Source organism: Actinomycetota bacterium, from assembly GCA_023488435.1.
Taxonomy (GTDB): domain Bacteria; phylum Actinomycetota; class Coriobacteriia; order Anaerosomatales; family UBA912; genus UBA912.
The window spans coordinates 1-24,175 of record JAMDCK010000034.1 but is presented as its reverse complement, the minus strand read 5'-3'; the positions used below and the strand labels follow the sequence as shown (position 1 = coordinate 24,175).

General features: G+C 63.2%; 26 protein-coding genes and 1 pseudogene. 7 read left to right on the top strand and 20 right to left on the bottom strand.

Annotated features, from left to right (window positions below; translation table 11 throughout):
• Positions 1-43: 43 nt before the first annotated feature.
• The 16 genes and pseudogenes from cysK to M1617_05440 all read right to left on the bottom strand — a co-directional run bounded on the left by cysK (position 44) and on the right by M1617_05440 (position 14,364).
• A complete protein-coding gene (gene cysK, locus M1617_05515; protein ID MCL5887739.1) occupies positions 44-928 on the bottom strand; it encodes a cysteine synthase A in 885 nt (294 codons plus the stop codon).
• Positions 929-954: 26 nt separating this feature from the next.
• Positions 955-1,167: a sulfur carrier protein ThiS gene (thiS, locus tag M1617_05510; GenBank protein MCL5887738.1), complete on the bottom strand. Its 213-nt coding sequence runs from the start codon at positions 1,165-1,167 to the stop codon at positions 955-957.
• A 5-nt stretch (positions 1,168-1,172) separates the two neighbouring features.
• Positions 1,173-1,607, bottom strand: coding sequence for a M67 family metallopeptidase (locus M1617_05505; protein ID MCL5887737.1), 435 nt, complete (start codon positions 1,605-1,607; stop codon positions 1,173-1,175).
• Entirely contained in the window at positions 1,604-1,834 is a 231-nt protein-coding gene (locus M1617_05500) for a sulfurtransferase TusA family protein (protein MCL5887736.1), read from the bottom strand. Before M1617_05500 ends, M1617_05505 begins: the two co-directional genes overlap by 4 nt.
• Positions 1,831-2,691 carry a 4Fe-4S binding protein gene (locus tag M1617_05495; protein ID MCL5887735.1) on the bottom strand — a complete coding sequence of 287 codons (861 nt, stop codon included), beginning with the start codon at positions 2,689-2,691 and terminating at the stop codon, positions 1,831-1,833. Before M1617_05495 ends, M1617_05500 begins: the two co-directional genes overlap by 4 nt.
• 25 nt (positions 2,692-2,716) lie before the next feature.
• Positions 2,717-3,772, bottom strand: coding sequence for a sulfate/molybdate ABC transporter ATP-binding protein (locus M1617_05490; GenBank protein ID MCL5887734.1), 1,056 nt, complete (start codon positions 3,770-3,772; stop codon positions 2,717-2,719).
• Between the two features lie 3 nt (positions 3,773-3,775).
• Positions 3,776-4,639, bottom strand: coding sequence for a sulfate ABC transporter permease subunit (locus M1617_05485; protein MCL5887733.1), 864 nt, complete (start codon positions 4,637-4,639; stop codon positions 3,776-3,778).
• Entirely contained in the window at positions 4,632-5,561 is a 930-nt protein-coding gene (gene cysT, locus M1617_05480) for a sulfate ABC transporter permease subunit CysT (protein MCL5887732.1), read from the bottom strand. Before cysT ends, M1617_05485 begins: the two co-directional genes overlap by 8 nt.
• A 2-nt stretch (positions 5,562-5,563) precedes the next feature.
• The gene (locus M1617_05475) at positions 5,564-6,622 is read right to left on the bottom strand and encodes a sulfate ABC transporter substrate-binding protein (protein MCL5887731.1); all 1,059 of its coding nucleotides are present in this window, start codon (positions 6,620-6,622) and stop codon (positions 5,564-5,566) included.
• A 129-nt stretch (positions 6,623-6,751) separates the two neighbouring features.
• Positions 6,752-8,569 (bottom strand): GTP-binding protein, encoded by a 1,818-nt coding sequence (locus tag M1617_05470; protein ID MCL5887730.1) that lies wholly within the window; start codon positions 8,567-8,569, stop codon positions 6,752-6,754.
• The gene (cysD, locus tag M1617_05465; GenBank protein MCL5887729.1) at positions 8,569-9,453 is read right to left on the bottom strand and encodes a sulfate adenylyltransferase subunit CysD; all 885 of its coding nucleotides are present in this window, start codon (positions 9,451-9,453) and stop codon (positions 8,569-8,571) included. Before cysD ends, M1617_05470 begins: the two co-directional genes overlap by 1 nt.
• Positions 9,450-10,193, bottom strand: a complete 744-nt coding sequence (locus M1617_05460) for a phosphoadenylyl-sulfate reductase (GenBank protein MCL5887728.1) — start codon at positions 10,191-10,193, stop codon at positions 9,450-9,452. The genes cysD and M1617_05460 overlap by 4 nt, the downstream gene beginning before the upstream one ends.
• 114 nt (positions 10,194-10,307) lie before the next feature.
• Entirely contained in the window at positions 10,308-11,096 is a 789-nt protein-coding gene (gene hisF, locus M1617_05455; protein ID MCL5887727.1) for an imidazole glycerol phosphate synthase subunit HisF, read from the bottom strand.
• A gap of 33 nt (positions 11,097-11,129) precedes the next feature.
• Complete coding sequence (gene purB, locus M1617_05450; protein MCL5887726.1) at positions 11,130-12,473, bottom strand: adenylosuccinate lyase; 1,344 nt, start codon at positions 12,471-12,473, stop codon at positions 11,130-11,132.
• Between the two features lie 234 nt (positions 12,474-12,707).
• A pseudogene (locus M1617_05445) lies at positions 12,708-13,226 on the bottom strand (lyase family protein).
• Between the two features lie 97 nt (positions 13,227-13,323).
• Complete coding sequence (locus M1617_05440) at positions 13,324-14,364, bottom strand: energy-coupling factor ABC transporter permease (protein MCL5887725.1); 1,041 nt, start codon at positions 14,362-14,364, stop codon at positions 13,324-13,326.
• A gap of 158 nt (positions 14,365-14,522) precedes the next feature.
• Between M1617_05440 and nikR the strand changes: the two genes are divergently transcribed.
• The 3 genes from nikR to M1617_05425 are packed head-to-tail and all read left to right on the top strand — an operon-like array spanning position 14,523 to position 16,520.
• Positions 14,523-14,942, top strand: a complete 420-nt coding sequence (gene nikR / locus M1617_05435; GenBank protein MCL5887724.1) for a nickel-responsive transcriptional regulator NikR — start codon at positions 14,523-14,525, stop codon at positions 14,940-14,942.
• Positions 14,943-14,958: 16 nt separating this feature from the next.
• The gene (gene cbiQ / locus M1617_05430) at positions 14,959-15,771 is read left to right on the top strand and encodes a cobalt ECF transporter T component CbiQ (protein MCL5887723.1); all 813 of its coding nucleotides are present in this window, start codon (positions 14,959-14,961) and stop codon (positions 15,769-15,771) included.
• A complete protein-coding gene (locus tag M1617_05425) occupies positions 15,768-16,520 on the top strand; it encodes an energy-coupling factor ABC transporter ATP-binding protein (protein ID MCL5887722.1) in 753 nt (250 codons plus the stop codon). Before cbiQ ends, M1617_05425 begins: the two co-directional genes overlap by 4 nt.
• An 11-nt stretch (positions 16,521-16,531) precedes the next feature.
• Here the strand turns inward: M1617_05425 and M1617_05420 are convergent, their stop codons facing one another.
• The 3 genes from M1617_05420 to M1617_05410 all read right to left on the bottom strand — a co-directional run bounded on the left by M1617_05420 (position 16,532) and on the right by M1617_05410 (position 19,420).
• On the bottom strand, positions 16,532-17,536 hold the full coding sequence (locus M1617_05420) for a 4Fe-4S binding protein (GenBank protein ID MCL5887721.1): 1,005 nt from the start codon (positions 17,534-17,536) through the stop codon (positions 16,532-16,534).
• Positions 17,537-17,787: 251 nt separating this feature from the next.
• The gene (locus M1617_05415) at positions 17,788-18,525 is read right to left on the bottom strand and encodes a hypothetical protein (GenBank protein ID MCL5887720.1); all 738 of its coding nucleotides are present in this window, start codon (positions 18,523-18,525) and stop codon (positions 17,788-17,790) included.
• 139 nt (positions 18,526-18,664) lie between these two features.
• Entirely contained in the window at positions 18,665-19,420 is a 756-nt protein-coding gene (locus M1617_05410) for a hypothetical protein (protein ID MCL5887719.1), read from the bottom strand.
• Positions 19,421-19,716: 296 nt separating this feature from the next.
• Between M1617_05410 and M1617_05405 the strand changes: the two genes are divergently transcribed.
• The 4 genes from M1617_05405 (at position 19,717) to M1617_05390 (ending at position 22,632) form a co-directional block, all read left to right on the top strand.
• Positions 19,717-20,700 (top strand): 4Fe-4S dicluster domain-containing protein, encoded by a 984-nt coding sequence (locus M1617_05405; protein ID MCL5887718.1) that lies wholly within the window; start codon positions 19,717-19,719, stop codon positions 20,698-20,700.
• The gene (locus M1617_05400) at positions 20,697-21,419 is read left to right on the top strand and encodes a cytochrome b/b6 domain-containing protein (GenBank protein ID MCL5887717.1); all 723 of its coding nucleotides are present in this window, start codon (positions 20,697-20,699) and stop codon (positions 21,417-21,419) included. Before M1617_05405 ends, M1617_05400 begins: the two co-directional genes overlap by 4 nt.
• Before the next feature lie 158 nt (positions 21,420-21,577).
• Positions 21,578-22,114, top strand: a complete 537-nt coding sequence (locus M1617_05395) for a DUF6036 family nucleotidyltransferase (GenBank protein MCL5887716.1) — start codon at positions 21,578-21,580, stop codon at positions 22,112-22,114.
• Positions 22,102-22,632, top strand: coding sequence for a transcriptional regulator (locus M1617_05390; GenBank protein MCL5887715.1), 531 nt, complete (start codon positions 22,102-22,104; stop codon positions 22,630-22,632). Before M1617_05395 ends, M1617_05390 begins: the two co-directional genes overlap by 13 nt.
• A gap of 77 nt (positions 22,633-22,709) precedes the next feature.
• On the opposite strand, the gene gdhA is transcribed toward M1617_05390, so the two are convergent.
• Positions 22,710-24,071, bottom strand: a complete 1,362-nt coding sequence (gdhA, locus tag M1617_05385) for an NADP-specific glutamate dehydrogenase (protein ID MCL5887714.1) — start codon at positions 24,069-24,071, stop codon at positions 22,710-22,712.
• Positions 24,072-24,175 lie beyond the last annotated feature (104 nt).

Below are 24,175 nucleotides of genomic sequence, written 5' to 3'. Positions count from 1 at the left end.
TGATAGCGCCTTCCCGTTCGTGCGCCTGACGAGGCGCGGCGTTCTAAAGGTCGAAGTAGGAGGCGAGGCTCACGTAGCGCTCGCCAGTGTCCGGAAACAGGGTCACGACGTTGGAACCTTCGCCGAGGCGGTCCGCCACCGAGAAGGCCGCGAGCGAGGCGGCTCCAGAGCTCACGCCGACGAAAAGACCGTCTGTCCGCGCGAGGCGCCCGGCCTCGTTCCATGCTTCGAGGTCGTCGACAGTGATGATCTCGTCGAGCAGATCGCGATCCAAGACAGCGGGCACGAATCCTGCCCCGATGCCCTGTATCCGGTGAGGTCCCGCGTGGCCGCCGGACAGTACGGGCGAGGTCGTCGGCTCGACAGCGACGATGAGTGCTCGGGCCTGTGCGGTTCGGAACGCTCGTGCGACGCCGGTGATCGTCCCGCCGGTACCTACGCCCGCGACGAACGCGTCCGGTGCCGGTATCTCGGCGAGGATCTCAGGGCCGGTGGTGGCCTCGTGGATCGCCGGGTTCGCGGGATTATCGAACTGCCGCGGTATGAAGCCGTCCACGCTCTCCGCCACGGCTTCGGCCATGTGGATGGAGCCTGCCATCCCGCCGTCCGCAGGGGATAGCATCACCTCGGCACCGAGTCCCTGGATATAGGCGATACGCTCCGCGCTCATGCTCTCTGGTAAGACGAGTATGAGCCTGTAGCCGCGCACGGCGCATGCGATCGCCAGCCCGATGCCGGTGTTGCCCGATGTCGCCTCGACCACTGCGCCTCCAGCCGCGAGCACACCGCGCTTCTCGGCATCCTCGATGAGCGCAAGGGCGAGACGGTCCTTCACGCTGCCCCCGGGATTCGCAGACTCGATCTTCGCGAATACCGCCGCCTGTCCGGACCGAGTCGGTTTGAGGCGGACGAGCGGCGTGCGGCCCACCGTTGATAGTATGTCGGGCAGCGGGCTCAGAGCCGACCCCCAGCCAGATGCAGCATGATCTCGAGTTCGTCGCCGTCATCGAGCGTCAGGCCCTCGAGATCAGCCCTGCCAACCATCGACTTGTTGACCGCGACCGAGATGACCTCGGGCCGGATCTTGAGTTCGGCGAGTAGATCTAGCAGCGCCACCGGCGCAGCGGCCTCGCTCGGTTTTCCGTTGATGAATACCTTGATCGCCATGTCCATCATCCTTTCGTCGATTCGATATCGAACTCGGTCGCCACGCCCTCGGCGATGCGCCATGCGCGGACAGCCGGTGTTGCTTCAAGCGAGACGATCACGTAGAGACCGTCCGGGTCGTAGGCCTCGGCGATGTCGGTTGCCGAGGGACGGGCCGGTGAGGCCGGATGCGAGTGATAGGCGCCGATCGCCTCGAGTCCTGCGTCGCGGAAGTGCTGATAAGCGGCGAGCTGCTCGCCCGGGTCGATCGAGTAGTAGGTCTCGGACGCTGCTACGTTGGTGAGGGGGTAGGCCGCGACGACGATTCCATCCACGTCCGCAGCCAGGATGCCGCAAATCTCGAACGGCGCTCCGGCGCGGGCCTCGGTCATGAGCTGTTCAAGTACCGACACCCGGAACCGCACCGTCCCAGTCGCACCTGTGTCCGCCGCGCTGATCACGGCTGCCCCTTGCGCACCCGCAGCTCGAAGTGGCCCTCCTCGGCCTGCTTGAGCGAGACGACTTCGTTGCCGTCGTCAGCCAGGGAGCGCGGCACGTTCGCGACCGGCTCGCCACTGTCGAGCAACAGGCCGATCTCGGCGCCGGACTCGAGCGGCTCGATCGCGAGCTTCGCTTTGACGTAGTTGAGCGGGCACGCCACGCCCCGCAAGTCGATGGTCTCACTCATCTTGTCACCTCTCGTATGAACTCGTCGTGTCCGATGCGGTCCATGACATCGCGCAGGCGCTCGCCGCGGTTCCCGAGTCGCTGGTAAACATCGAGAGCGGCATATGCGAGGTCGACCGCACGGTCGTCATCTATGAAGCTCTCGGCGAGCACCCCTAGCCGCGGGCGGGAGCCGAAGCATCCTCCGATGTAGACCTGCCAGCCCAAGCGTTGAGCGCGGATCGCTCGCGTCGGGCACGAGGAGACGCACTTCCCGTCGAAGTCGCACCTCGTCGGATCGATGACCGGACGGCCATCGGCGTCAAGGGTGATGGCGCCGGGCCAACACACGGCCGCACAGACGCCGCAGGCGATGCAGTCGCCGTCGCGCTCGTCGAAAACCGGCTGGACCGAGCCCCGGAACCCAAGGTCGTTCTCTTGCGGCTTGGCGCACTGCGCCGAGCAGCCGGTCACTCCGATCTTGAACTTGTGTGGTAGGATCGAGGATCCGGCGAGCGCCTCGTCAAGCCGTTTGGCCAACCCGACGGTCTCGCTCAACCCGCGCTTGCACGTCGCCGAGCCCGGGCACACAACCGGCGCACGCACGCGGGGGCCACAGGCGGCAGTACTGAGACCGGCCTCACGCAGGGCTGCATGGATCGCGTCGAAGTCCTCGACACTCACTCCGCGGATCTCGACGCTCTGGCGCACGGTGAAGTGCACCTCGCCGTCGCCGAACTTCTCGGCGATCCCGGCTATCGCACGCAGCTGCTCGGGATCCGTGTCGCCAGCAAGGACCTTCACCCGCAGCGCAAAGCGGTCCGGTTGCTTCAGTTTGATGAACCCACCGCCCTTGAGTGTGGCTTCATCGATCTCCATGTCACTCTCCTTGCCATGTCGTTCATCAGATGGAGTAGTCCTCGAAAAAGACCCGCGTCTCGCGGGGACTTGCATACAATCGATCACCTGGCGAGACACCGAGGGCGTCATATGTCTCCCAGTCGATCTCAGCGAAGACCTGCCGCTTCTCGGTATCCTCGAGTTCTATCTTCACGCGAGGTCCTGCCGGGTTCACGTGTACGACCACTGCCGGGAAATGGGGGCGCTCCGGCCGCTCTATGTGAAGGTCGACGTCGTACGGCCTGAAGTATACGCGAGCGTTGGCCGAGGTGCCCGGGGCCACACCCGGCGCCTCCACCACAAGCGGACCCGCATTCGCAACACCGCCATGCACCCGACCATGGAAGACGTTCACATTGCCGAGAAACTCCATCACGAACTCATTCGCTGGATTCTTGAAGACCTCCTCGGGCGAACCGATCTGCTCGATACGCCCCGCGTTCATGACGACGATCCTGTCGGCCACCTCGAGAGCCTCCTCCTGGTCGTGAGTGACGAAGACGGTGGTGACGCCGATCTGGTCGTGAAGGCGACGCAACCAGCGGCGAAGCTCGAGGCGCACCTTTGCATCGAGTGCGCCGAACGGCTCGTCGAGCAAAAGCACCTCGGGTTGGGCAGCGAGCGCACGGGCCAGGGCAACCCGCTGGCGCTGACCTCCTGAAAGCTGCTCGGGCAAGCGCCCGGCGAGCCCCTCGAGACGGAAAAGCGCGATAAGCTCATCTACGCGCTCACGGACCTCGGCCTTCGGACACCGCTTGATGCGAAGCGCGAAGCCGATGTTGTCGGCGACCGTCATGTGCTTGAAGAGGGCGTAATGCTGGAACACGAAGCCGATTCCCCGGTCGCGCACGTCGATGGAGGTCATGTCGGCGCCATCGATGAGCACCGTTCCCGTGTCCGGCGCCTCAAGGCCGGCGATGGTGCGCAACAGCGTCGTCTTGCCGCTGCCCGAAGGCCCTAACAGTGCGAGAAGCGAGCCGTGCGGGACCTCGACTGACACATCCCTCAATGCTTGGAACGCCCCGAAGCGCTTGCTGACGCCTATCGCCTCGATGCTCATCGGTCACCTCCTTCCCTCTGAAGGGATCGCCGAGTCCTCCGCCAACCGGCGCTCCACCGCAGCCACAACGCCTTTCACGAACAGCGTGAGGGCGGCGGCCACCGCGAGCGGCACTGCAGCGGCGAAAGCCGCGACCGTCTCGTAGTTCGTATAGGCATGCTCTATGAAGAGCGGGAGCGTCTGCGTCTTGCCGATCAGGTTGCCCGAGACCACCAAGACCCCTCCGAACTCACCGAGTGCCCGCGCGACCGTGAGCACGATGCCGTAGAAGAGCGCCCATTTGAGGTTAGGCAGCACGACAAGGAAGAAGGTCTGCATGCGCGACGCACCGAGGGTGGCCGCAGCGTTCTCCTCGTTCTCGCCTGTCTCTTCGAGCACGGAGATCACTTCCTTGGCGACGAACGGCAACGTCACGAAGATGGTGGCGAGTACTATCGCAGGCAACGCGAAAACCACCTTGATGTCGGCGGATTCGAGCAGCGTGCCGAACCACCCGCGCCGCCCGTACAGTAACAGGATCATGAGACCGGCGATGACAGGCGGAACTACGATCGACAGATCGAGCAGCATCGACACGAGGCGACGACCCGGCAGCTTGGTGCGCGCGACCGTCCAGCCCGCGGTCAGTCCGAAGAGCAGATTCACCACGAGAGCGCCCAGCACAGCGAGAAGCGTGAGCCACTTCGCGTGCAGCAGGTCCGGGCGGCCGAACGTCTCGACGAATGCCTGCCATCCTTCCGAGAAGGCCGTGGTGAACAAGATCGCGATCGGCAGGGCCAGCGCGGCGAGGAGCCACGTGATCGCAAGCCCGATGAGCACTCGGCGGACCAGCGAAGGCGATCCGCGAACGGTTTGCGCGTCAGCCATGAGAGCCAGCCTTCCTCGACTGCAGGAACGCGACGACTGCAAGCGTCACGAGCGAGCCGACGAGCATCACCAGTGCGACCGCGGCGGCACCAGACTCGTCGTACTGTTCAAGCTTCTGGAAGATGAGCACGGGTCCGGTGAGCGTCTCGAAAGGGATGTTGCCGCTGATGACGATCACGGACCCGAACTCCCCAAGGGAGCGGGCAAAGCTGAGTGCGAACCCCGCAAGCAACGCGGGGCGTAGTGCGGGAAGGATGACGTGCGCAAAAGTCTGCAGCCGGGAGGCTCCGAGCGAAAGCGACGCCTCCTCGACCTCGGTGTCGAGGGCGAGGAGCACCGGTTGAACGCTGCGCACGACCAGGGGAATGGTCACGAACGTCATCGCTATGAGCACACCCCAGACCGTGAAAGACGCCTGCAGGTTCAGCCAAGCGAGCGATCCGGCCGCAAGCCCAAGCTTTCCCTCGAGCGTCGTCCCGAGCGTGCCGAGCCACCCGGTCGGCCCGAACTGATGCGCCAGTGTCACACCGGCCACAGCGGTTGGGAGCGCGAACGGAAGGTCGACCGCGGCGTCGGCGATGCCGCGTCCCCAGAAGCTGTAGCGCACGAGCACCCAAGCAAGCAGCAGCCCCATCACCGTGTTGATGCCCGCGGTCAGCAGCGAGCCGCCGAACGATAGGCCGAGCGCGGCTAGCGCCACAGGCTCGCTTACTTCTGCGATGATGCCGGAGAGCCCGAGCCCGCTGCTCGTCGCCATAAGTGCGGCGAACGGCAAGACCACAAGCACCCCGATCATCGCCGCAGTCACACCCCACGCCAGGGACCCGTCGGGCAACATGCGCCTACGACGGACCGGCATGACGGACGCTATGTCCGCGCTGTCGGCCACCTTGGCGCCCTCGGGTGTGAGGCCGAGCTTCAACGTTACCTATCCCCCCGGATCCTCTGCTGGATCTGGTCGTAAAGCGCACCGTCGACGAAGAACTTCGTGTCCGCCTCGGCCCAGCCGCCGAAGTCGTCGATGGTGTACTGCTTCCCACTCGGTGCGAAGTACACATCCGCATATTCGGCGAGCACTCCTTCGTCGACCGGGCGCAATCCTGCCTCGGCGAACGCCCTCTGCGCCTCGGGTGTGAAGAGGAAGTCGACGAAAGCCCTGGCGACCTCCTCGTTGCCCTTCGCCTTGGCATTGGCGTCAACGACGGCTACGGCTGTCTCGGCAAGGACAGTGTTCGCCGGGTACACGATGTCGAGCTCCTCGCCCTCGGCTTTGGCCAAGAGGGCTTCGCTCTCCCACATGATCACGGCGTCGCCGATCCTCTGCTGCAGGAAGGTGTTCGTGGCATCGCGGGCGTTAGGAGCGAGCACCTTGGTGTTGCCGAAGATCCCGGCGAGAAGATCCATGGCGGCCTCTTCCGTGCCGCCAGTCTGTGTGATCGAGCCCCATGCGCCGAGCACGTTCCAGCGCGCGCCGCCGCTCGTCTTCGGATCCGGCGTCACGATTGCGACACCTTCGCCCGCTAATGCGTTCCAGTCATCAAGACCCTCTGGATTGCCGGGACGCACACCGAGCACTATGAGACTGGTTGACGGGATCGCGTCGCGGGGCGCCCTGTCCTGCCAACCGGCCTCAATGAGCCCGGCTTCTTCGATCCTGCGAACATCCGGCTCCATCGCCAGGTGCACCACATCGGCCTCAAGCCCGTCGATGACCGCGCGGGCCTGGCTAGCCGAACCGCCGAAGGACTCTACGAATTGCACGTCCTCTCCGGTCTTGTCCTTCCAGTAGCTCTGGAACAGCGGGATGACCTCGGCGTACGCCTCCTCTGTGACCGCGAACGACACGATCGTCAGCTCTCGCGTCGTCACCTGCTCCTCAGTCTGCCTCGAGCAACCCGCCATGAGCCCCGCCACTATCGCGAGAGCCGCCACGAGAGTGGCGGCCACAACCCTTCTCGTGCCGGTTGGATCGCCGTTCTTCATCTGACCCTCCTGTCTGATGTCTTCCACATCCACGTTCCCGTGTCCGGGTGACCACATCATACGACGACGACAGGCGATTTTTGCGCACTAAACCCATGCGTTTTGTGGGAATCAGTGACGCTTGTCGGCTTAGATCCAATATTCGGGCGCCGCGCCGACAGCGGCGAGGCCACGCAGGATCGCTGTGACCGCGGCGCCGAGATCGGCGCCTGGAGCCAGCGTGATGTCCGCATCGAGCGAGTCGGCGTTCGGGAGGGTCGAAACGACGAGCAGCGAGCTAGGTGCGTTCAGCACTCTGAGCCGCTCGAGATCCTCTGCATCCATGCCATCGAGCGCAGTGACGAAGATCGTCCCCGCATCCGTCATCAAGCGCGACAGTTCGCCGAGGCGCCGCAGGTGTTCCTCTCGCTCGATGACATCGCCATGGAGTGGGTCGAACCCCGCGAGCTTCTCGGAGAGCAGCAGCATGTACACATGGGCGCCGGCCTCGAACAGCCTGCGCTCGAGTGCACGGGCGACTGGTCTGGCGGGTGCCTCGGGCGAGCCGACGATGACGACTGCCTTGCCCTCGTGGCCGTAACGCTCCTCGCGCTCCTCGCGGGCGACCTCTCCGCGTTCCCACGCTGCCTCACGCTCTCTCGCGTGGCGCTCGAGCATCGACTCGTCTCCAGTCAATCCTTCGAGCACCGTGCCGAAGCCCGCGATGTCGTAGTTGTCGACGATCACGAAACGCGACGTGGGCTCGAGCAGGCCAGCTGGATCGAACGCAACGGGTCGCGCGAACTCGAGGACGACCTCTCCTATCGCATGACGCTCCAGTGTCGTCGTCGCCTGACTCTCGACCAGGTCTGATGCGTCGATGGAACAACGCAATTCGACGAGCTCGGCAGGAACCTTTGCCGCTCCGAGCTTGAACAAATAGTTCTTGCCGGGAACGAGGGGCGCGTGCCCGAGCCAGAGTACGTTCGCACGGACACGCCGCGCAACAGACGGTGCCGGATCGTCGGCACGAGTCATCAGCTCCCCGCGGCGAACGTAGACTTGTGTCTCCAGCGTGATTCCGGAGGCTAGATCCGGGGTCAGCCTGGCTGGAGGTGCCGTCAGTGCCTCGATGGTGGCGACCCGCGAGCGCTTGGCCGACGGCCAGAAGACGACCTCCTCTCCCAGTGCGAGCCTGCCGGTCTCAACGGTGCCCGCCACGATCCGCCGGTCATCTCCGGCCGCGGTGAACTTGTAGACATCCTGAACCGGCATGCGGAACGGCAATTCGCTGCGCTCGTCTGCCGTCTGGAACGCATCGATCTGCTCGAGCACCGTCGGACCCTCGTACCATGGCATCTCAGTCCCCTTCTCGGCGATGTTCACGCCAGCGCGGGCTGCCACAGGGATGAAGCCGATCGGGGTCACGTTGAACCTGCCGAGAAACTCGCGGTACTCCGCGACGATACGCTCGAACACCGTTTCGTCATAGGCGACCAGATCCATCTTGTTCACGACGACTGCGATCTGGCCGATACCGAGCATCGAGAGGATGTAGCCGTGGCGGCGCGAGTTCTCCTGGATGCCCTCTTGGGCGTCGATGAGGAGCAGCGCGGCTTGAGCACGCGCGGCCCCGGTCACCATGTTCTTGACAAACTCGATATGACCGGGCGCATCATGGATGACGAAGTCACGAGCAGGCGTGCGGAAGAAGCAGCGAGCTGTGTCTATCGTGATGCCCTGGGCGCGCTCGTCCTTGAGCGCGTCGAGCAGGAATGCGTACTCGAACGGCCGCGCGTTACGCTCGCACATCGCGCGCACCTGCTCGAGCTTGCCCTCTGGCAGCGATCCCGTGTCTGCCATAAGGCGGCCGATAAGGGTGGACTTACCGTGGTCGACATGACCGACGACCACCATGTCGAGGCGATCGCGAGAAGGCGGCGTAGGCGTCACGCGGCGGTCGAGCATCACATGTACCCCTCTCGGCGCAACGTCTCGAGTCCGCCTTCGTCGTCGGCGTCCTGGGCACGCCCGCTTCTCTCGGCTATGTTGCTGAACTTGCCGGTACGCAGTTCCGTGACGATGTCGCTTACCGTCGCCGCCGTGGACTCGACGGGGCTCGTGCATGGCCAGCACCCGAGCGAGCGGTGACGGACCCCCGTGCCCTGGTCGAAGTAGAGGCTGGTGACCAGGATATCCTCGCGCTCGATGTACTCCCAGATGTTGAGCTCGGTCCAGTCGAGCAGCGGGTGGACGCGCACATGCGTGCCCGGTGCGAACTCCGTCTTGTAGTAACGCCAGAGCTCGGGCGGCTGGTCGTCGACGTTCCAGTCGTTCTCGGCGTCACGAGGCGAGAAATAGCGCTCCTTCGATCTGCTGCCCTCCTCGTCCGCCCGCGCACCGACTATGACGCCAGTGTAGGGCTCACGGTCTGAATCGACCACGAACTCGCCGGTGACGAGGTCGAGCCGCTCACGGTCCCACTCACCGGACAACGTGCGGTGCAGGGCCTCGGTCTTGAGCTTGCGGCAGCAGGCGATGCGGTCGATGGTGCCGTCCGGGAACGTCTGCTTGGCGGCGAGCGCCTCGCGGTTCTGTCCCACCACCAGCGTGAGACCCAACTCCAACACGAGTCGATTCCGGTACTCGATCAGCTCCGGGATCTCGTAATGCGTGTCGATATGGACGAGCGGGAAGGGAACGTGCCCGAAGAAAGCCTTGCGGGCTAGGTGTAGCAGAACGGTGCTGTCCTTGCCGATCGACCAGAGGAAGCAGAGTTTGCCGAGCTCGACGTAGGCCTCGCGCAACAGGTGGATGCTCTTGGATTCGAGAAGATCGAGGTGGTCGTTCACGATGCCCCCTCGCTCGCATCATGGGCCTCCTTTGCTCCGCACGCATGCAGACCGCACTCTTTGTGCTCGGGCGACTCCCACCACCACCGGCCGTCACGCACGTCTTCGCCGGGGAACGTCGCTCGCGTACAGGGCGCGCAGCCGATGCTTCGGAAACCGCGGGCATGGAGCGCACTGACAGGAACATCGTGCGCGCGGATGTAGGTCCACACGTCTTCCTCGGTCCACGAGGCAAGCGGAGCGATGCGCAGCAGGCCGTTCGTTTCATCCCAAGAGAGGACTTCGAGGGCCTCTCTGGTTGGCGACTGACCCGCTCTAAGCCCGGTGATCCATGCATCCATGTCGGCGAGGGCGCGCTTGAGTGGCCGTACCTTGCGGACATCGCAGCAGAGTTTGCGAGCGGCAACGCTGTCGCGGAACAGATCGACACCGTGCGCTCGGACCATCTCCTCGACATCGGAAGTGTCTGGGAACATGACCTCGATAGGCATACCGTAACGCTCGACGGACTCGCGGATGACATCGTAGGTCTCAGGGAAGAGGCGTCCCGTGTCGAGCGTGAACACCCTGGGTCCAGGCTCGATGGAAGCCGCCATATGGAGCAAGACCTGGTCTTCAGGGCCCAGGGAGGACGCTATAGCGACCCTGTCGCCATACCGGTCCTGCGCCCACTGGAGTACTTCGGCAGGAGGCAGTGAGCGTACCTGGCTGCCGAGTTCCGTGATGTCTGTCGCGGGCATGCGCTGCTCCGTCTTGTCGAATACGCACTATCACAGTGCGTATTCTCAGTCGTCATTCGTGCAGATAAGCAAGCCTAAAACAGACATCAAGATAAATCAAGGGATGATTCGGCACTAATACGATGCGCAAGCGGGTCCATGCATCACCGGGATGCCCCTCTCGGCGAGGTACTCCTTGACTTGCCCGACCGAGAACGTCCTGAAGTGGAAGACCGAGGCCGCCAGAAGCGCGGTCGCCTTGCCTTCGGTCACGCCCTCGTAGAAGTGCTCGAGCGTCCCCGCGCCACCTGAGGCGATCACGGGCAGCGCCACTGTCTCGGCGATCGAGCGCGTGAACGGGAGGTCATAGCCGGCCAGCGTCCCGTCGCCGTCCATGCTCGTCGGCAGGATCCCGCCCGCGCCCAACTCCTCGCATCTGCGCGCCCACTGCACGCAGTCGATGCCGGTCGGCTTCTGCCCGCCGCTCACGACGACCTCGAAGCCCGAGGGCATCTCGGCGTTGCGCCTTCCGTCGATCGCGACGATCACCCGCGCGCTTCCGAACCGCTCGGCGGCCTCGCTCACGAACTCAGGCCGGGCAACCGCGGCGCTGTTCATCGAGACCTTCGCTGCTCCTGCCGAGAAGAGCGCGTCGATGTCGGCGATCTCGTTGATGCCGCCGCCCACGATGAGCGGCGTGTCGCCCAGTACCTCGGCGACTGCGCGTACCCATGCGATCCGCGTCTTGCGGCCCTCCAGCGTGGCGGCGATGTCGAGCATCGCGACCTCGTCGGCGCCGGCCTCGCGGTAGAAGGCTGCGTTCTCGACGGGGTCGCCCGCGTCACGTAGCTCCACGAAGTGCACGCCCTTGACGACGCGCCCGTCCTTCATGTCCAGACACGGGATGATCTTCACTGGTTCCATCGAAAACCTTTCTCGTTTTAGGATCTGCCGGGATCAGAACTCGCAAGCGGCAAGCCGCTCGAAAAGCACATCTGTGCGTGTCAGGAACGCGCGTGGGTCGAATATCATGTCCAAGTGGCTGGCACTAAGTCCGCACGCCGGGTCAGCCTCAAGCGCCTGACGCAGGTCAGGTCCAGTGCGCGCCTGCTGGATGTCCTCCCAGACGAGCATCGTATTGCGCTGGACGACATCGTAAGCGTCCTCGCGCGAAAGTCCCGAGTCGACCAGCCCCAGAAGCACACGGCTCGAGTAGATGAGCCCGCGCGTCGCCTCAAGGTTGGCCCGCATGCGCTCCGGATAGAGCACGAGCCCGTCGAGGACCCACTCCAGCTTCGCCAGCAGGTAGTCCAAGGCGATCGTCGAATCCGCCAGCACCACCCGCTCGGCGCTCGAATGCGAGATATCGCGCTCGTGCCACAGCGCCACGTTGTCGAAGCCGACCTGCGCGTTGGCCTTCACGACGCGCGCGAGGCCGCAGATCCGCTCGGCGGTTATGGGGTTACGCTTGTGCGGCATCGCCGAGGAGCCCTTCTGGCCTCTCGCGAACGGCTCCTCCGCCTCCAGCGTGTCGGTGCGCTGGAGTGCACGGACCTCGGTCGCGATCTCCTCGGCGGTGGCGGCCACGGTGGCGAGCACCGCGAGCAGCTGCGCATGACGGTCGCGCGGGATGACCTGCGTCGATAGCGGCTCCGGCGTCAGGCCGAGTCGCTCGCACACGTAGGCCTCGACGAACGGGTCGATGTTGCTGTAGCTGCCGACCGCGCCTGAGATCGCGCCGCTGGCCACGACCTCGCGGGTGCGGACCAGCCGCTCTTCGGCGCGCTTCATCGCCCACGCCCAGCGGCCGAACTTCATCCCCATGGTCATGGGCTCGGCGTGTATGCCATGCGTGCGGCCGGCGCAGAGCATCTCTCGGGTCTCGAAAGCGCGGCGCTTGCAGACCGCGCCGATACGCCGAACGTCGTCGATGAGGATGTCGACCGCCTGCGTCATCTGGTAGCACAGCGCGGTATCCCCCAGATCCGAGGAGGTCATGCCGTAATGCACCCACCGGCTGGGCTTCGGGCTCGCTTCGGGGATGCCCGCGTCGATGTTCTCGGCGAGGTTGGTGAGGAAGGCGATGACGTCGTGGTTGGTCTCGCGCTCGATCTCGTCGATGCGAGCGATGTCGAATGCCGAAGTGGCGCGGATGTGGGCGGCCTCCTCGGCGGTGATGCCGATCTGCCCGAGTTCGGCTTGCGCCTCGCAGGCGAGGAGCTCGATCTCCTGCCATATCTTGAACTTGTTCTCCGGCGCCCATATCCCGGCCATCTGCGGGCGTGAATAACGAGGGATCATGCGTGTGTCACCTTCCGGGTCTCGCGTCGGTCCGCTGGCGGCTAACCGCCTGCCGCGTCCCCATTATGGCGCAGCTCGGCCCGCGGGTCACGCGCGGCTACCGCCCCCGTCTGCTCGCGCGCCACTTGAACAGCAGCCCCATCGCGAGGAGGACCCCAAGCGTCATCGCGACACCCGCTGCACCGGCGACACTGGTCTCCTCGCTGACGGCGGGCCACTGCGCGGCGCCGACCGCCTCCGCAGGGCCCACGCCCAGCGGCCGAACTTCATCCCCATGGTCATGGGCTCGGCGTGTATGCCATGCGTGCGGCCGGCGCAGAGCATCTCTCGGGTCTCGAAAGCGCGGCGCTTGCAGACCGCGCCGATACGCCGAACGTCGTCGATGAGGATGTCGACCGCCTGCGTCATCTGGTAGCACAGCGCGGTATCCCCCAGATCCGAGGAGGTCATGCCGTAATGCACCCACCGGCTGGGCTTCGGGCTCGCTTCGGGGATGCCCGCGTCGATGTTCTCGGCGAGGTTGGTGAGGAAGGCGATGACGTCGTGGTTGGTCTCGCGCTCGATCTCGTCGATGCGAGCGATGTCGAATGCCGAAGTGGCGCGGATGTGGGCGGCCTCCTCGGCGGTGATGCCGATCTGCCCGAGTTCGGCTTGCGCCTCGCAGGCGAGGAGCTCGATCTCCTGCCATATCTTGAACTTGTTCTCCGGCGCCCATATCCCGGCCATCTGCGGGCGTGAATAACGAGGGATCATGCGTGTGTCACCTTCCGGGTCTCGCGTCGGTCCGCTGGCGGCTAACCGCCTGCCGCGTCCCCATTATGGCGCAGCTCGGCCCGCGGGTCACGCGCGGCTACCGCCCCCGTCTGCTCGCGCGCCACTTGAACAGCAGCCCCATCGCGAGGAGGACCCCAAGCGTCATCGCGACACCCGCTGCACCGGCGACACTGGTCTCCTCGCTGACGGCGGGCCACTGCGCGGCGCCGACCGCCTCCGCAGGCGCGTCAGGCGAGGGACGGAAGCCGTAGCCGGGAAGGAACGCCAGCCGCTCCTGCACCTCGCCGACCGCCTCGTGTAGTGGGGTCGATGCGCCGCGTATCTCGGCGGTTCCGGCTACGCGCTCCATCGACCAGTCGAGCCCGTCCGGACTTGCCGAGGCGAACCACGCCACCATCGACGCCCCGAGAACCGCCGCGGTCAGGAGTCCGACGGCAACGCGCCTCGTCCTCGGCGGTTCGATCCCGGCGCGTCTGGCGCCCGAAGCGATCAGCTCGGGTTGCGCCTTGAGGATGAACGCCAGTATCCCAGCGGTCACAAGCCCTTCGATGATCCCGATGGGCAGGTGGATCGGCAGCATCATCGCGAGGAATGCGGTAAAGGGCAGCTCTGTGACGCCGGAAAGCGCCGTCTGCGCCACCACGCCGAACGCGCCTAGCTGCAATCCGACGACCGCGCCCAGCAAGCCGCCGATGAAGAGCCTTCGGACCGTCGGGTCATCCCCCACAATGCGGCGATAGATGAGTGCGTAACCGATGAAAGCGGGGAAGAACCCGAGGTTGAAGATGTTCGCGCCTAAGGCGAGCAGCCCGCCATCGGCGAAGAAGAGCCCCTGGATCACGAGTATCGAGACCATGACGAGGAACGCCGCGTGCGGTCCGAGCAGGGCTGCAAGCAGCAAACCGCCGCCCAGGTGCCCGCTCGACCCGGTTCCCGGGATCGTGAAGTTCAGCATCTGCGCCGAGAAGACCAGCGCACCCGCGACGCCCATGAGCGGTACGATCCGCTCGTCCATGTCCTCCCGCACGCGTTTTATGCACCAGGCCGCCGTGCCCGCAGTCGCCGCGAGCATCACCCCGGCCACCGGTGGTGAGAGTAGAGCGTCCGCCATGTGCATATCGTGCCTCCTTGATCGACTGCCGGATCGACCGGTCCGAATGTGACGCGCCATCCGATTTGTGCTACTGTTCCCAAAAACGTGTTACCCTGCATCAGCCAGATTATTCGCCCGGGCGCGCACCGTCAAGCGTCAAATGCGTCAGAAGGAGGTAGGCCGTGTCACAGATCGTCAGATTCGGCATCTCGGCAGATGAGAGCCTGCTCGCCCGGTTCGACACACTGATCGCTGAGAAGGGCTACTCGAACCGCTCCGAGGCGATCCGCGACCTCATCCGCAACGCCTTGGTCGAAGAGGAGTGGCGCGATGACCAGGCGCTGGCCGTGGGTACGGTCACCTTGGTCTACGACCATCATTCGGCAGACCTCGCCGAGAAGCTCACCGAGCACCAGCACGACCACCACGACGCGATCATCTCCTCGCTGCACGTCCACCTCGATGCCCACCACTGCCTCGAGGTCGTGATCTTGCGCGGCAAGGTCGAGAAGATTGGGCGTATCGCAAGCGAGCTTATCGGCACTAAAGGCGTGAAGCACGGCAAATTCGTCGCAACAACCACCGGCGAAGGAATCTCGTAAGGGGAACTCGCAGCACATGCCATCGATTCAGGAAGGAATCTACGACCTCGGGCGGCTCGATCAGCTCGCTTACCGGGACACGGCAGTGCATCGCCTCGATCCGCGTGCGAAAGTGGTGACCACGTTTGTTTTCCTAGTGTGCGTGATCTCCTTCCCGCCGCACGCCGTGGCACCGATGCTTCCGTTCCTGATCTACCCGATGTACCTGACGCTCGAGGGCGGCCTGCCCGTGCGCTTCCTGATGCGGAAGCTCGTCGCGGTCGCGCCGTTTGCGCTCCTGGTCGGCATCTTCAACCCGTTCTTCGACCGCGAGATCGTGCTTTTCCTGGGCGAGATCGGCATCTCGGGCGGGTGGGTCTCGTTCACCTCGATCATGCTGCGCTTCTTCCTGACGACCTTCGCGGCGCTGGCGCTGATCGCCACGACGAGCTTCCACAGCGTGTGCATGGCGCTCGAGCGGCTCGGCGTCCCTGACGTGCTCGCGACGCAGATGCTGCTTCTGTACCGCTACATCTTCGTCCTCGGCGACCAGGTCATGCGCATGGCGCGCGCTCGCTCGCTGCGCTCCCACGGAGCTCGCGGGATGGGCCTCGCGGTCTACGTGAACATGCTCGGCCACCTGCTGCTCCGCACACACGCCCGTGCGCAGCGGATCTACCAGGCGATGCTGGCCCGCGGGTTCGACGGGCACGTGCGGGCCAACGTCGACCTGCGCCTCTCGATCCGCGATGTCGGCCATGTGCTCGGCTGGTCGGCCGCTTTTCTCACCTTCAGGCTGATCGACGTGCCGCTCTACATCGGCCGTCTGATGACGGGAGCACTATCATGAGCCACCACAGCATCGAAGCGACCGGTCTGTCCTTCGTCTACCCCGACGGCACGCGCGCGCTCGACGACGTCTCGTTCCGACTGGGCCACGGCGAGTCGGTGGCGATCGTAGGAGCCAACGGCGCCGGCAAGTCCACACTGCTCCTGCAGCTCACCGGCTTCCTGCGCCCCACGGGGGGCCAGGTGCGCATCGGCGAAGTGCCCATCATGCGCGAGACGCTCGCCGACATCCGCAAAGCGATCGGAGTCGTCTTCCAGGACCCCGACGACCAGCTCTTCATGCCCACGGTCTACGAGGACGTCGCGTTCGGCCCCGTGAACCACCGCTTACCTGCCGAGGAGGTCGCATCGCGTGTCACCGAAGCGCTCGCGAGAGTCGGCGCGACGCACCTCGCCGACAGGCCGCCCTACAGGCTCTCCGGCGGCGAGAAGCGAGCGGTGGCGATCGCCTCGGCGTTGGCGCTTTGCCCCAACATCCTGATCATGGACGAGCCCTCCTCCAACCTCGACCCCAAGGCGCGTCGCAGGCTCATTGAGCTTTTGGCCGGATTCGAGCACACCAAGATCGTGGCGACGCACGACCTCGACCTGGCGCTGGAGCTATGCGAGCGGACGATCGTCATGAGTGCAGGCACAGTCACCGCCGATGGGCCGACCCGGACGATCTTCGGCGATGACGCTCTGCTGGAAGCGAGCGGTCTCGAGAAGCCGCTGGGCATGCAGGGCTGTCCTGTGTGCGGGGGCGCGTGAGGCTGCCTCAATCAGAAGATTCCGCCAGGCGTTCTCTGTTCGAGTAGCCCGGACTGTATGACCTCGCGGAAGGTATCGACCGGGATAGTGGTGTCCCAGTTGCCTGTCAGCTCGGCAGTCGCCCAGATCGCGAACCAGACGCCGGCCACCGCAAGCGGCCATATCCACACAGGGAAGCGCCAGCGCCGCGCAACGCGTGGTGTGATGCAGTCGTCAACCGGGCAGACCCTCACGCAATCCATGCACCCGTCGCACTCGACAGCGCGCACATCGCGGGCGGTATGGACGTCGACGAACGCGTGACATGCGCGGGAGCACTTTCGGCAGTCCACGCACTTGGTCTCATCGCGCACCACGGTACACACCGAAGCGAGGCCGAATACGCTGTACAGCCCGCCGAGCGGACAGAGCCAGCGGCACCACACCGGCCCGAGCAACATCGAGACGGTAAACGCCAGCAGTGCGATCACGATGAAGGCTGGTTCGAAGAAGCCTTCGACGATTTTGATGTCAGCGACCCACATGTACGGCAGCTCGCGAAACCAGAGCGCTTCTTCCACAGAGACCATCGTCAGCCAACCGAAGAACAGCGCTGTGAGCAAGTACCGAAAGCCGATCGCCGAACGGTCGGCCCAGCGAGGGGGACGAAAGTTGCCTCGTCCCATGACTTTGCGCCCCAGCGCCGAGGCGAACTCCCAGAGAGTCCCGACGGGGCACACCCAGCCACAGAACCCGCGCTTGAGCAGGATTGAAAGGACGATGGCTCCGATGATGATCACGAGTCCGGCGGGCAGAAGCGTGTCCCATCCACCGCCTTTAAGCCACGCGATGAAGCTGGTGAAGTGCCCGATGGGTAGGATTCCCGCAACCGCTTCCGGCCGAGGCACGAACTCACCATATCCGCGAGCCCACTGGGTGAAGCGCAGCAATTGCCAACAGAGCCACACGAAGATGAAGAAGAATATCCCTTTGATGAACCATCGACTGGACACTACCTGGCGAGCATAGGCGAGCACGTTCAAGTGGCAGGACCTTTCAGTGAATAAGGGCTGGCGGAATCAGTGAGGCGGCGCGAGTCACACGCCGAAACCTACGAGGGATGGTACCACACTTCTCGGTGGTTGGAGCGGAGGAATGATGGGTGGCCAACTGGGCTTTGCTACGGCACTCCTGCTGTCGTTCTGGCAGCGCTTACCACCGCAGGGGATACCACGCGGACGCCGAAACTACGGGGTTTCGGCTGAACAATGCTGCTTTCGGGATGAAGTTACTGGTCTGACCGTCCCTTCAGATGCTTCGTGAGGTCATGGAATACGATATCGTGTGGCAAAGATGTGTCGGTGAACCAAACCACATCTACTCCGTCCGGCAGGCGATTCGAGAACGCATGCCGTATCGAATCCAGCATCAAGTCCTTGCACATGAGTGCCAGGTCAGAGCTCTCAATCAGCAGCAAGGTCTTGAAGCCCTTCCCTCTATATGGCTCTAGCTTGGCCAACTTCTGGCTCAGTTGAGCTTGAAGCCTGCTAGGTAGCTTGTCGTCATCCGGCGGGGATCGCAAAAATATGAGCCTTGGGGGTCTATCGCTTTCCTTGTTTATATGAAGTCTAAACGGGATTCCCGGAATCGATTGGACAGTTGATTTCCCATCCGGCAATGCTTCCGCTTCCTTGAGAATCCACTCTCGAAGCATCCGATTGATCGCCCGCCAATCTTGGCCCTTGTCAACAGCTTCCCATTCAAAAGTGATTCGGAGTCTGGCTGTAAGCAACGGCGATAGCTCTGACTCCAGCTCTCCGACGACTTGCATGAACTGTGCCGAACGCATCCGCTGGTCTGGGACGGTGTCGATACTCGTATGCTCGATTGCAAATTGCCCGGCAATCGCATCGATATCCGGAGAGCGGCGGTTCTCCTTATCAGGCCAACGATTGACCACGAGGCCAGGATGAGTGCTCGACGCCAGGTGCTCAACAAATTGCTCGATGATATTTTGGTCAGTCACCAAGAGTCCTTTGCGGCCCGCCCAACGTTGATACGCATGTCCACGATACGCTACCCCCACACACTTCTCTGCTCAGACTACCCCGTCAACCGAGGGAGATGTAGTCGAAGAACCGTCTAAGGGGCCGAAAGAGTGACCCCTAATCGCCGTTCAATCCACCCACTCGAACTCGATTTGGACCGATCAGAATGTCATATCTGGGCATCCCGTCATCGTAGAAGAGACTTGTTACAGCAAAATCGCTGACGCTCTCGCCATACGTATTAGCAATGGTGCCCCTCCGGTACCAAAGAAGAGCCGACGAACCGGGGTCATTGACTAACATGGCCTCATTTAACGGACTGGGGTATTCCTCGGCCATGAACGGCGCATCCCCGAGCGTTTGGAAGAAGTGTCCCGCGTCGCTGGATGCCATGTGGACGCCAACGAAATTGTCGCTATGTGGGAGATGCAGTGTCTCCACGTACAGGGCCCAGTTCGCTCCGAACCATCCATTAAGCTGGTCAGGGCGGCCCCATTCATAGAAACGCGTCACACCAAGTTGCACCGGCGCCGTGAAGCCATTGTCTACGCCCGGCGTCTCGAAGCGCGGACGAAACTCGGCGTTCCTTACTGTCACTGCGAAAAAGAGTACCCTATCGTTAGAGTCGGTTATGGCCTGAACGTAACAGTTATCCCTAACAAAGATATGTTCGACAAAGGGGCCTTCGGCCGTCTTGTAAGTCGATCGTCCTAGCCGCGACTCGAAGTGAGTGATATCGACCCCTGGACGCAAATCACTAACAGCATGATTGTCCACGAGTCGAGAGATTGCCGGTGAATACGGCGATAGCCAGCCAATGATCACTGTGAACGACTGAGCAAGCACTACAAGACCGGTGATTATTGCGAACATAATCCCGACAATCCTGGCTATTCGCTGCCTCGGTCGGCCTCCGTTATTGGAAAAAGTCTGAGGCGAATCTGTCTTCATTAGGTGATTCCTCGGCCCGCTACATCAAATCAGTAATCATGCCCTCTGCCGTTGAACACTATCGGTGCAGATTCAGGCTGTCAATTGTCCTGCAGGACAAAACCACCCTGACGACACACCCCTCCTTGACATACCCCCGGGGGTATCGTAAAATGCGATGCAACAACCCGCACGCCGCCGAAGCAACCGCCTCGGCGAATCGAGAAAGCAGACTCCGAATGAACGACCAGATGAGCCGACGCGAGTTCCTTGCCCGCTTCGCAGCGGCTGGAGCGGCTGGCACCGCGACGCTGGCACTGCCAAAGGAAGCGTTCGCCATCGACGCTCCCCCCGTCGACGAAATCGGCACCTTCATCGACCTGAGCAAGTGTATCGGCTGCGGCCTGTGCACCAGCGCGTGCACGACCAAGAACTCCCCCCGCTTCCCCGAACCGGTCGAGAACATCCCCGACAACTGGCCCACCGGCACTCACGAGGACTGGTCCGACAAGCGCGATCTGACCGACCGGCTCACCCCGTACAACTGGTCGTTCATCGAGACCGTCGAAGTGGACGGCGAGCTCATTCACATCCCCCGCCGCTGCCTGCATTGCGACAACCCGCCCTGTGCGAACCTGTGTCCGTTCAGCGTAAAGAAGAAGCAGCCCAACGGCGCGGTCGTCATCAACGAGAACGGCTGCATGGGCGGCGCGAAATGCCGCGACGTCTGCCCATGGTCGATTCCGCAACGCCAAGCCGGCGTCGGCCTCTACATGAAGCTCGTACCAGGCCTGATGGGCGGCGGCGTGATGTACAAGTGCGACCTGTGCACCGATCTGCTCGAGCAGGGCGAGCCACCAGCGTGTGTCTCGGCATGTCAGACCGGAGCCCTGCAGTCCGGCCCCAAAGAGGAGATGCTCCGACTCGCCGAAGAACGCGCTGCCGAGATCAACGGATACACCTACGGGATTGCCGAGAACGGCGGGACCTCGACCTTCTACGTCTCGCCGGTGTCCTTCGAGCGCATCGACGAGGCGATCTCACAGCGCAAGGAGGCGCTCCCCGAAGCCATGCGCATCACGGTGCCCGGAATGGGGCCGAACGTCGAGAACTTCCTCGATACCGCTAACGGCATGGCTGCGGGCTACATCATCGCACCGATCGCAGGAGTGGCCGCCGCGGCTTGGGCCGCTTCGAAGGCCTGGAAAGGAGGCGCCGAATGAGCGCCCGCACAGTAACGTCCACTGCTCGCGCAGTAGCCTCCAGGGGCGACCGCATCGTGCGGCAGTCGGTTGAGAACCGGCTGGTGCACTGGCTTGTGGCGCTATCTACCTTCGCGCTGATCTTCTCGGGCTTCGGTCAGATGCCGATGTACGAGAGATACGGCCTCGCCGACCTCCCAGGCATGGCCTGGGCCGCCGACTACCACCTCACACTCTCGATCCACTACGTGGCCGGTATGGTGCTTGTCTTCGCAATGGTGCTGCACATCGTTTCGGCGATAGCCACGCGCAGATTCACCATCCTGCCCAGACGGGGCGACTTCAAGGAGTCCGCAAAAATCATCGCCGCGATGCTCGGCAGGGGCAAGGAGCCCGAGTCGCACAAGTACCTTGCCGAGCAGCGCCTCGCATACGCTTTCATCGGCGGGAATCTGCTGCTGGTCACCATCACCGGTGTGGTGAAGGTCATCAAGAACCTGCCCGCAGTCGACCTCGATCCGACGCTCATCTTCTGGACAACGATGCTGCACAATGTCTCGGCGATGCTCATAGTGATGGGAGTGATCGGTCACTTCGCGGCGTTCGCCATCAAGGCGAACCGCAAACTGCTGCCTGCGATGTTCAGCGGGACGGTGGATCGCAAGTATGCCGAGGAGCGGCATGGGCTCTGGTACCGCGAGGTGTATGGAGATGAGGGCCGGGGCTCGCAAGCGGAGTAGGCTTGGAGACTAGAAGCCAATCAAGGCAACAAAAAAGGGCGGCCCATGATGGCGCCGCCCTTTCGCATTCTCGTAACCTGCGGCAATTTGACTGATCCTTGACAAGTGATATTTTACAGAATACTATTCTTCAAAGATTGGGAGAAAGGCAGGCCCGCATGCCAGGCTCACTTGAACTTGGAAAAGAGGAACTCGAGAACAGACTGCGCGAATTCGATCGTACCGTCTATCTGCTATATCCGGGCCGAACCTTCAGGCTTGTTCTTGTAGGCGGCGGGGCGATGGTCCTGCTGGGATGCTTGAACCGCTCGACAGCTGATCTCGATGCACTCTCCTTTCCGCGCGAACTGGGAAGCTTGATGGCACAGTACGACATCAACTTTCGCGTCGCTGCCTACCTCGACCATTTCGCATACAACCTTGAAGACAGGCTCGTTGCACTGGATCTTGGGACGACGACCGTTGAATGTTACTCGGCCTCACTCGAGGACGTAGTAGCCTCTAAGCTTCATTCGCAACGAGATTCTGATGCGCAAGACGTCCGACGTCCTGAAGTCTTGAAGATGCTTGATTGGGGCCGCCTCGCCCAAATCGCCGACGAAATGCAAGACAGCACGATGAGTGATCGTCGCTACAAGGAGTTTCTCCAGAACTACCAGGAATTCCGGCAGGAGTGCGGGCCATGCGACCACTGACCTTCGAGGGATTCCTTCAGTCATATGTAAGGGCTCTTTCTGGCGAGAATACGCTCTCGCTGGACAGACTCGCTGCACTATCTCAGATCGAGTCTCGACTCGTCGAACCTCTGCTCCTGTGGGCTGCGGTCACGGGTCGTGCCGTGCGGCTCGGCAACAGGCTTGAGGGGCGACCGGAGCTGCAGCTGGAGCTCCAAGCACTCGCGCAGCTTCAGTCCGCAGGCCGCTTGATGGACGAACTCACCGCTCCTAGCTCCGCTTTGCGCCCTGAGTACACCAAGGTCTGGCATAGCTATGTGGTGAGGCGCGATGCTTCAGGTCGCGATAAGGATCTCCGCATGCAAGTCCGATGGAGGATCTTGGAGCTGGAATCGAAGAAGGGTGTGACCAGATACAGGATGGCGAAGGATCTTGGGTTGAACCCCGGGAACCTGCATGCATACCTGTCCCAAGGCGACCCTACGAAAATCTCGCTCGCCCGAGTTGCGGAACTGGTCAAGTACCTGGAAGTCGCCTAACCGCTACGTGGCACCGCCTGCTCACAAAAAAGGGCGGCCCATGATGGGGCCGCCCTTTCGCATTCTCCCTGCAGGACTTAGACGAGTCCCTGGTCCTTCATCGCCCCGGCCACCTTCAGGAAGCCGGCAATGTTCGCGCCGTTGACGTAGTTGCCCGGCGTCCCGTACTCCTCGGCGGCGTTGACGCACGACGAGTGGATGTTCTTCATGATGGTGTGCAGGCGAGCGTCGACCTCATCGCGCTCCCAGCTCATCCGCAGGCTGTTCTGGCTCATCTCCAGACCCGAGGTCGAAACACCGCCGGCATTGGCGGCCTTACCTGGCCCGTAAAGGATCCCCGCATCGACGAACTGCGCGACCGCCGAGGCATCGGAGGGCATGTTCGCGCCCTCGGCGACCACGAAGACTCCGTTGGCCAGCAGGTTGGCGGCGTCCTTACCGTTGACCTCGTTCTGCGTCGCGCACGGGAAGGCGCAGTCGGCCTTCACCGCCCACAGCGGGTTGTAGTCGAGCGCGGGATCGACCGGCGTGTAGACCGCGCCGGGGTACTTCTCGGCGTATTCGCTGATGCGGCCGCGGCGGACCTCCTTGAGGTCGGTGATGTATGCGAGCTTCTCGCGATCGATGCCGTCCTCGTCGTAGATGAACCCGCCCGAGTCCGACGCCGTGACGGCCTTACCGCCCAGGTCGAGGATCTTCTCGATGGCGAACTGCGCGACGTTGCCGCTGCCGGACACGAGGCAAGTCTTGCCCTCGAAGCTGTCTCCGCGGGTGGCGAGCATCTCCGCCGAGAAGTAGATGAGTCCGTAGCCGGTGGCCTCCGGACGGATTAGCGAGCCACCCCACGCCAGCTTCTTGCCGGTCAGCACACCGGTGAACTCGTTGCGCAAGCGCTTGTACTGTCCGAACATGTACCCGATCTCGCGGCCGCCCACGCCGATGTCGCCCGCCGGCACATCCGTGTCAGGGCCGACGTGGCGCGAAAGCTCGGTCATGAGGCTCTGGCAGAAGCGCATGACTTCGCCGTCGCTCTTGCCCTTGGGATCGAAATTCGCACCACCCTTGCCGCCGCCCATCGGCAGTGTGGTCAGCGCGTTCTTGAACACCTGCTCGAAGCCGAGGAACTTCAGGATCGAGAGGTTCACCGACGGATGGAAGCGCAGTCCGCCCTTGTACGGGCCGATGGCGCTGTTGAACTGCACCCTGTACCCGCGATTGACTTGGAAGTCGCCATTATCGTCCTGCCACGGTATCCGGAAGATGATGACCCGCTCCGGCTCGGCCATGCGCTCGATCATGCGCATCTTGCGGTACTCCGGGTGACGCTCGAGAACCATCGAGCACGACTCGACGACCTCCGTCACGGCCTGCATGAACTCAGGTTCACCTGGATTCTTGCTAGCTATCTCATCGATGATCTCGCGTGCGATGGCTGACATGCGATGCCTCCGTTTTCTGCCCGATTGCCCATGACCGGACTGTCCGTAGAGCGTCCTTGAAGATTCCGGAATGATACGGCAACGCTCTGCCGATGTGAAGGGAG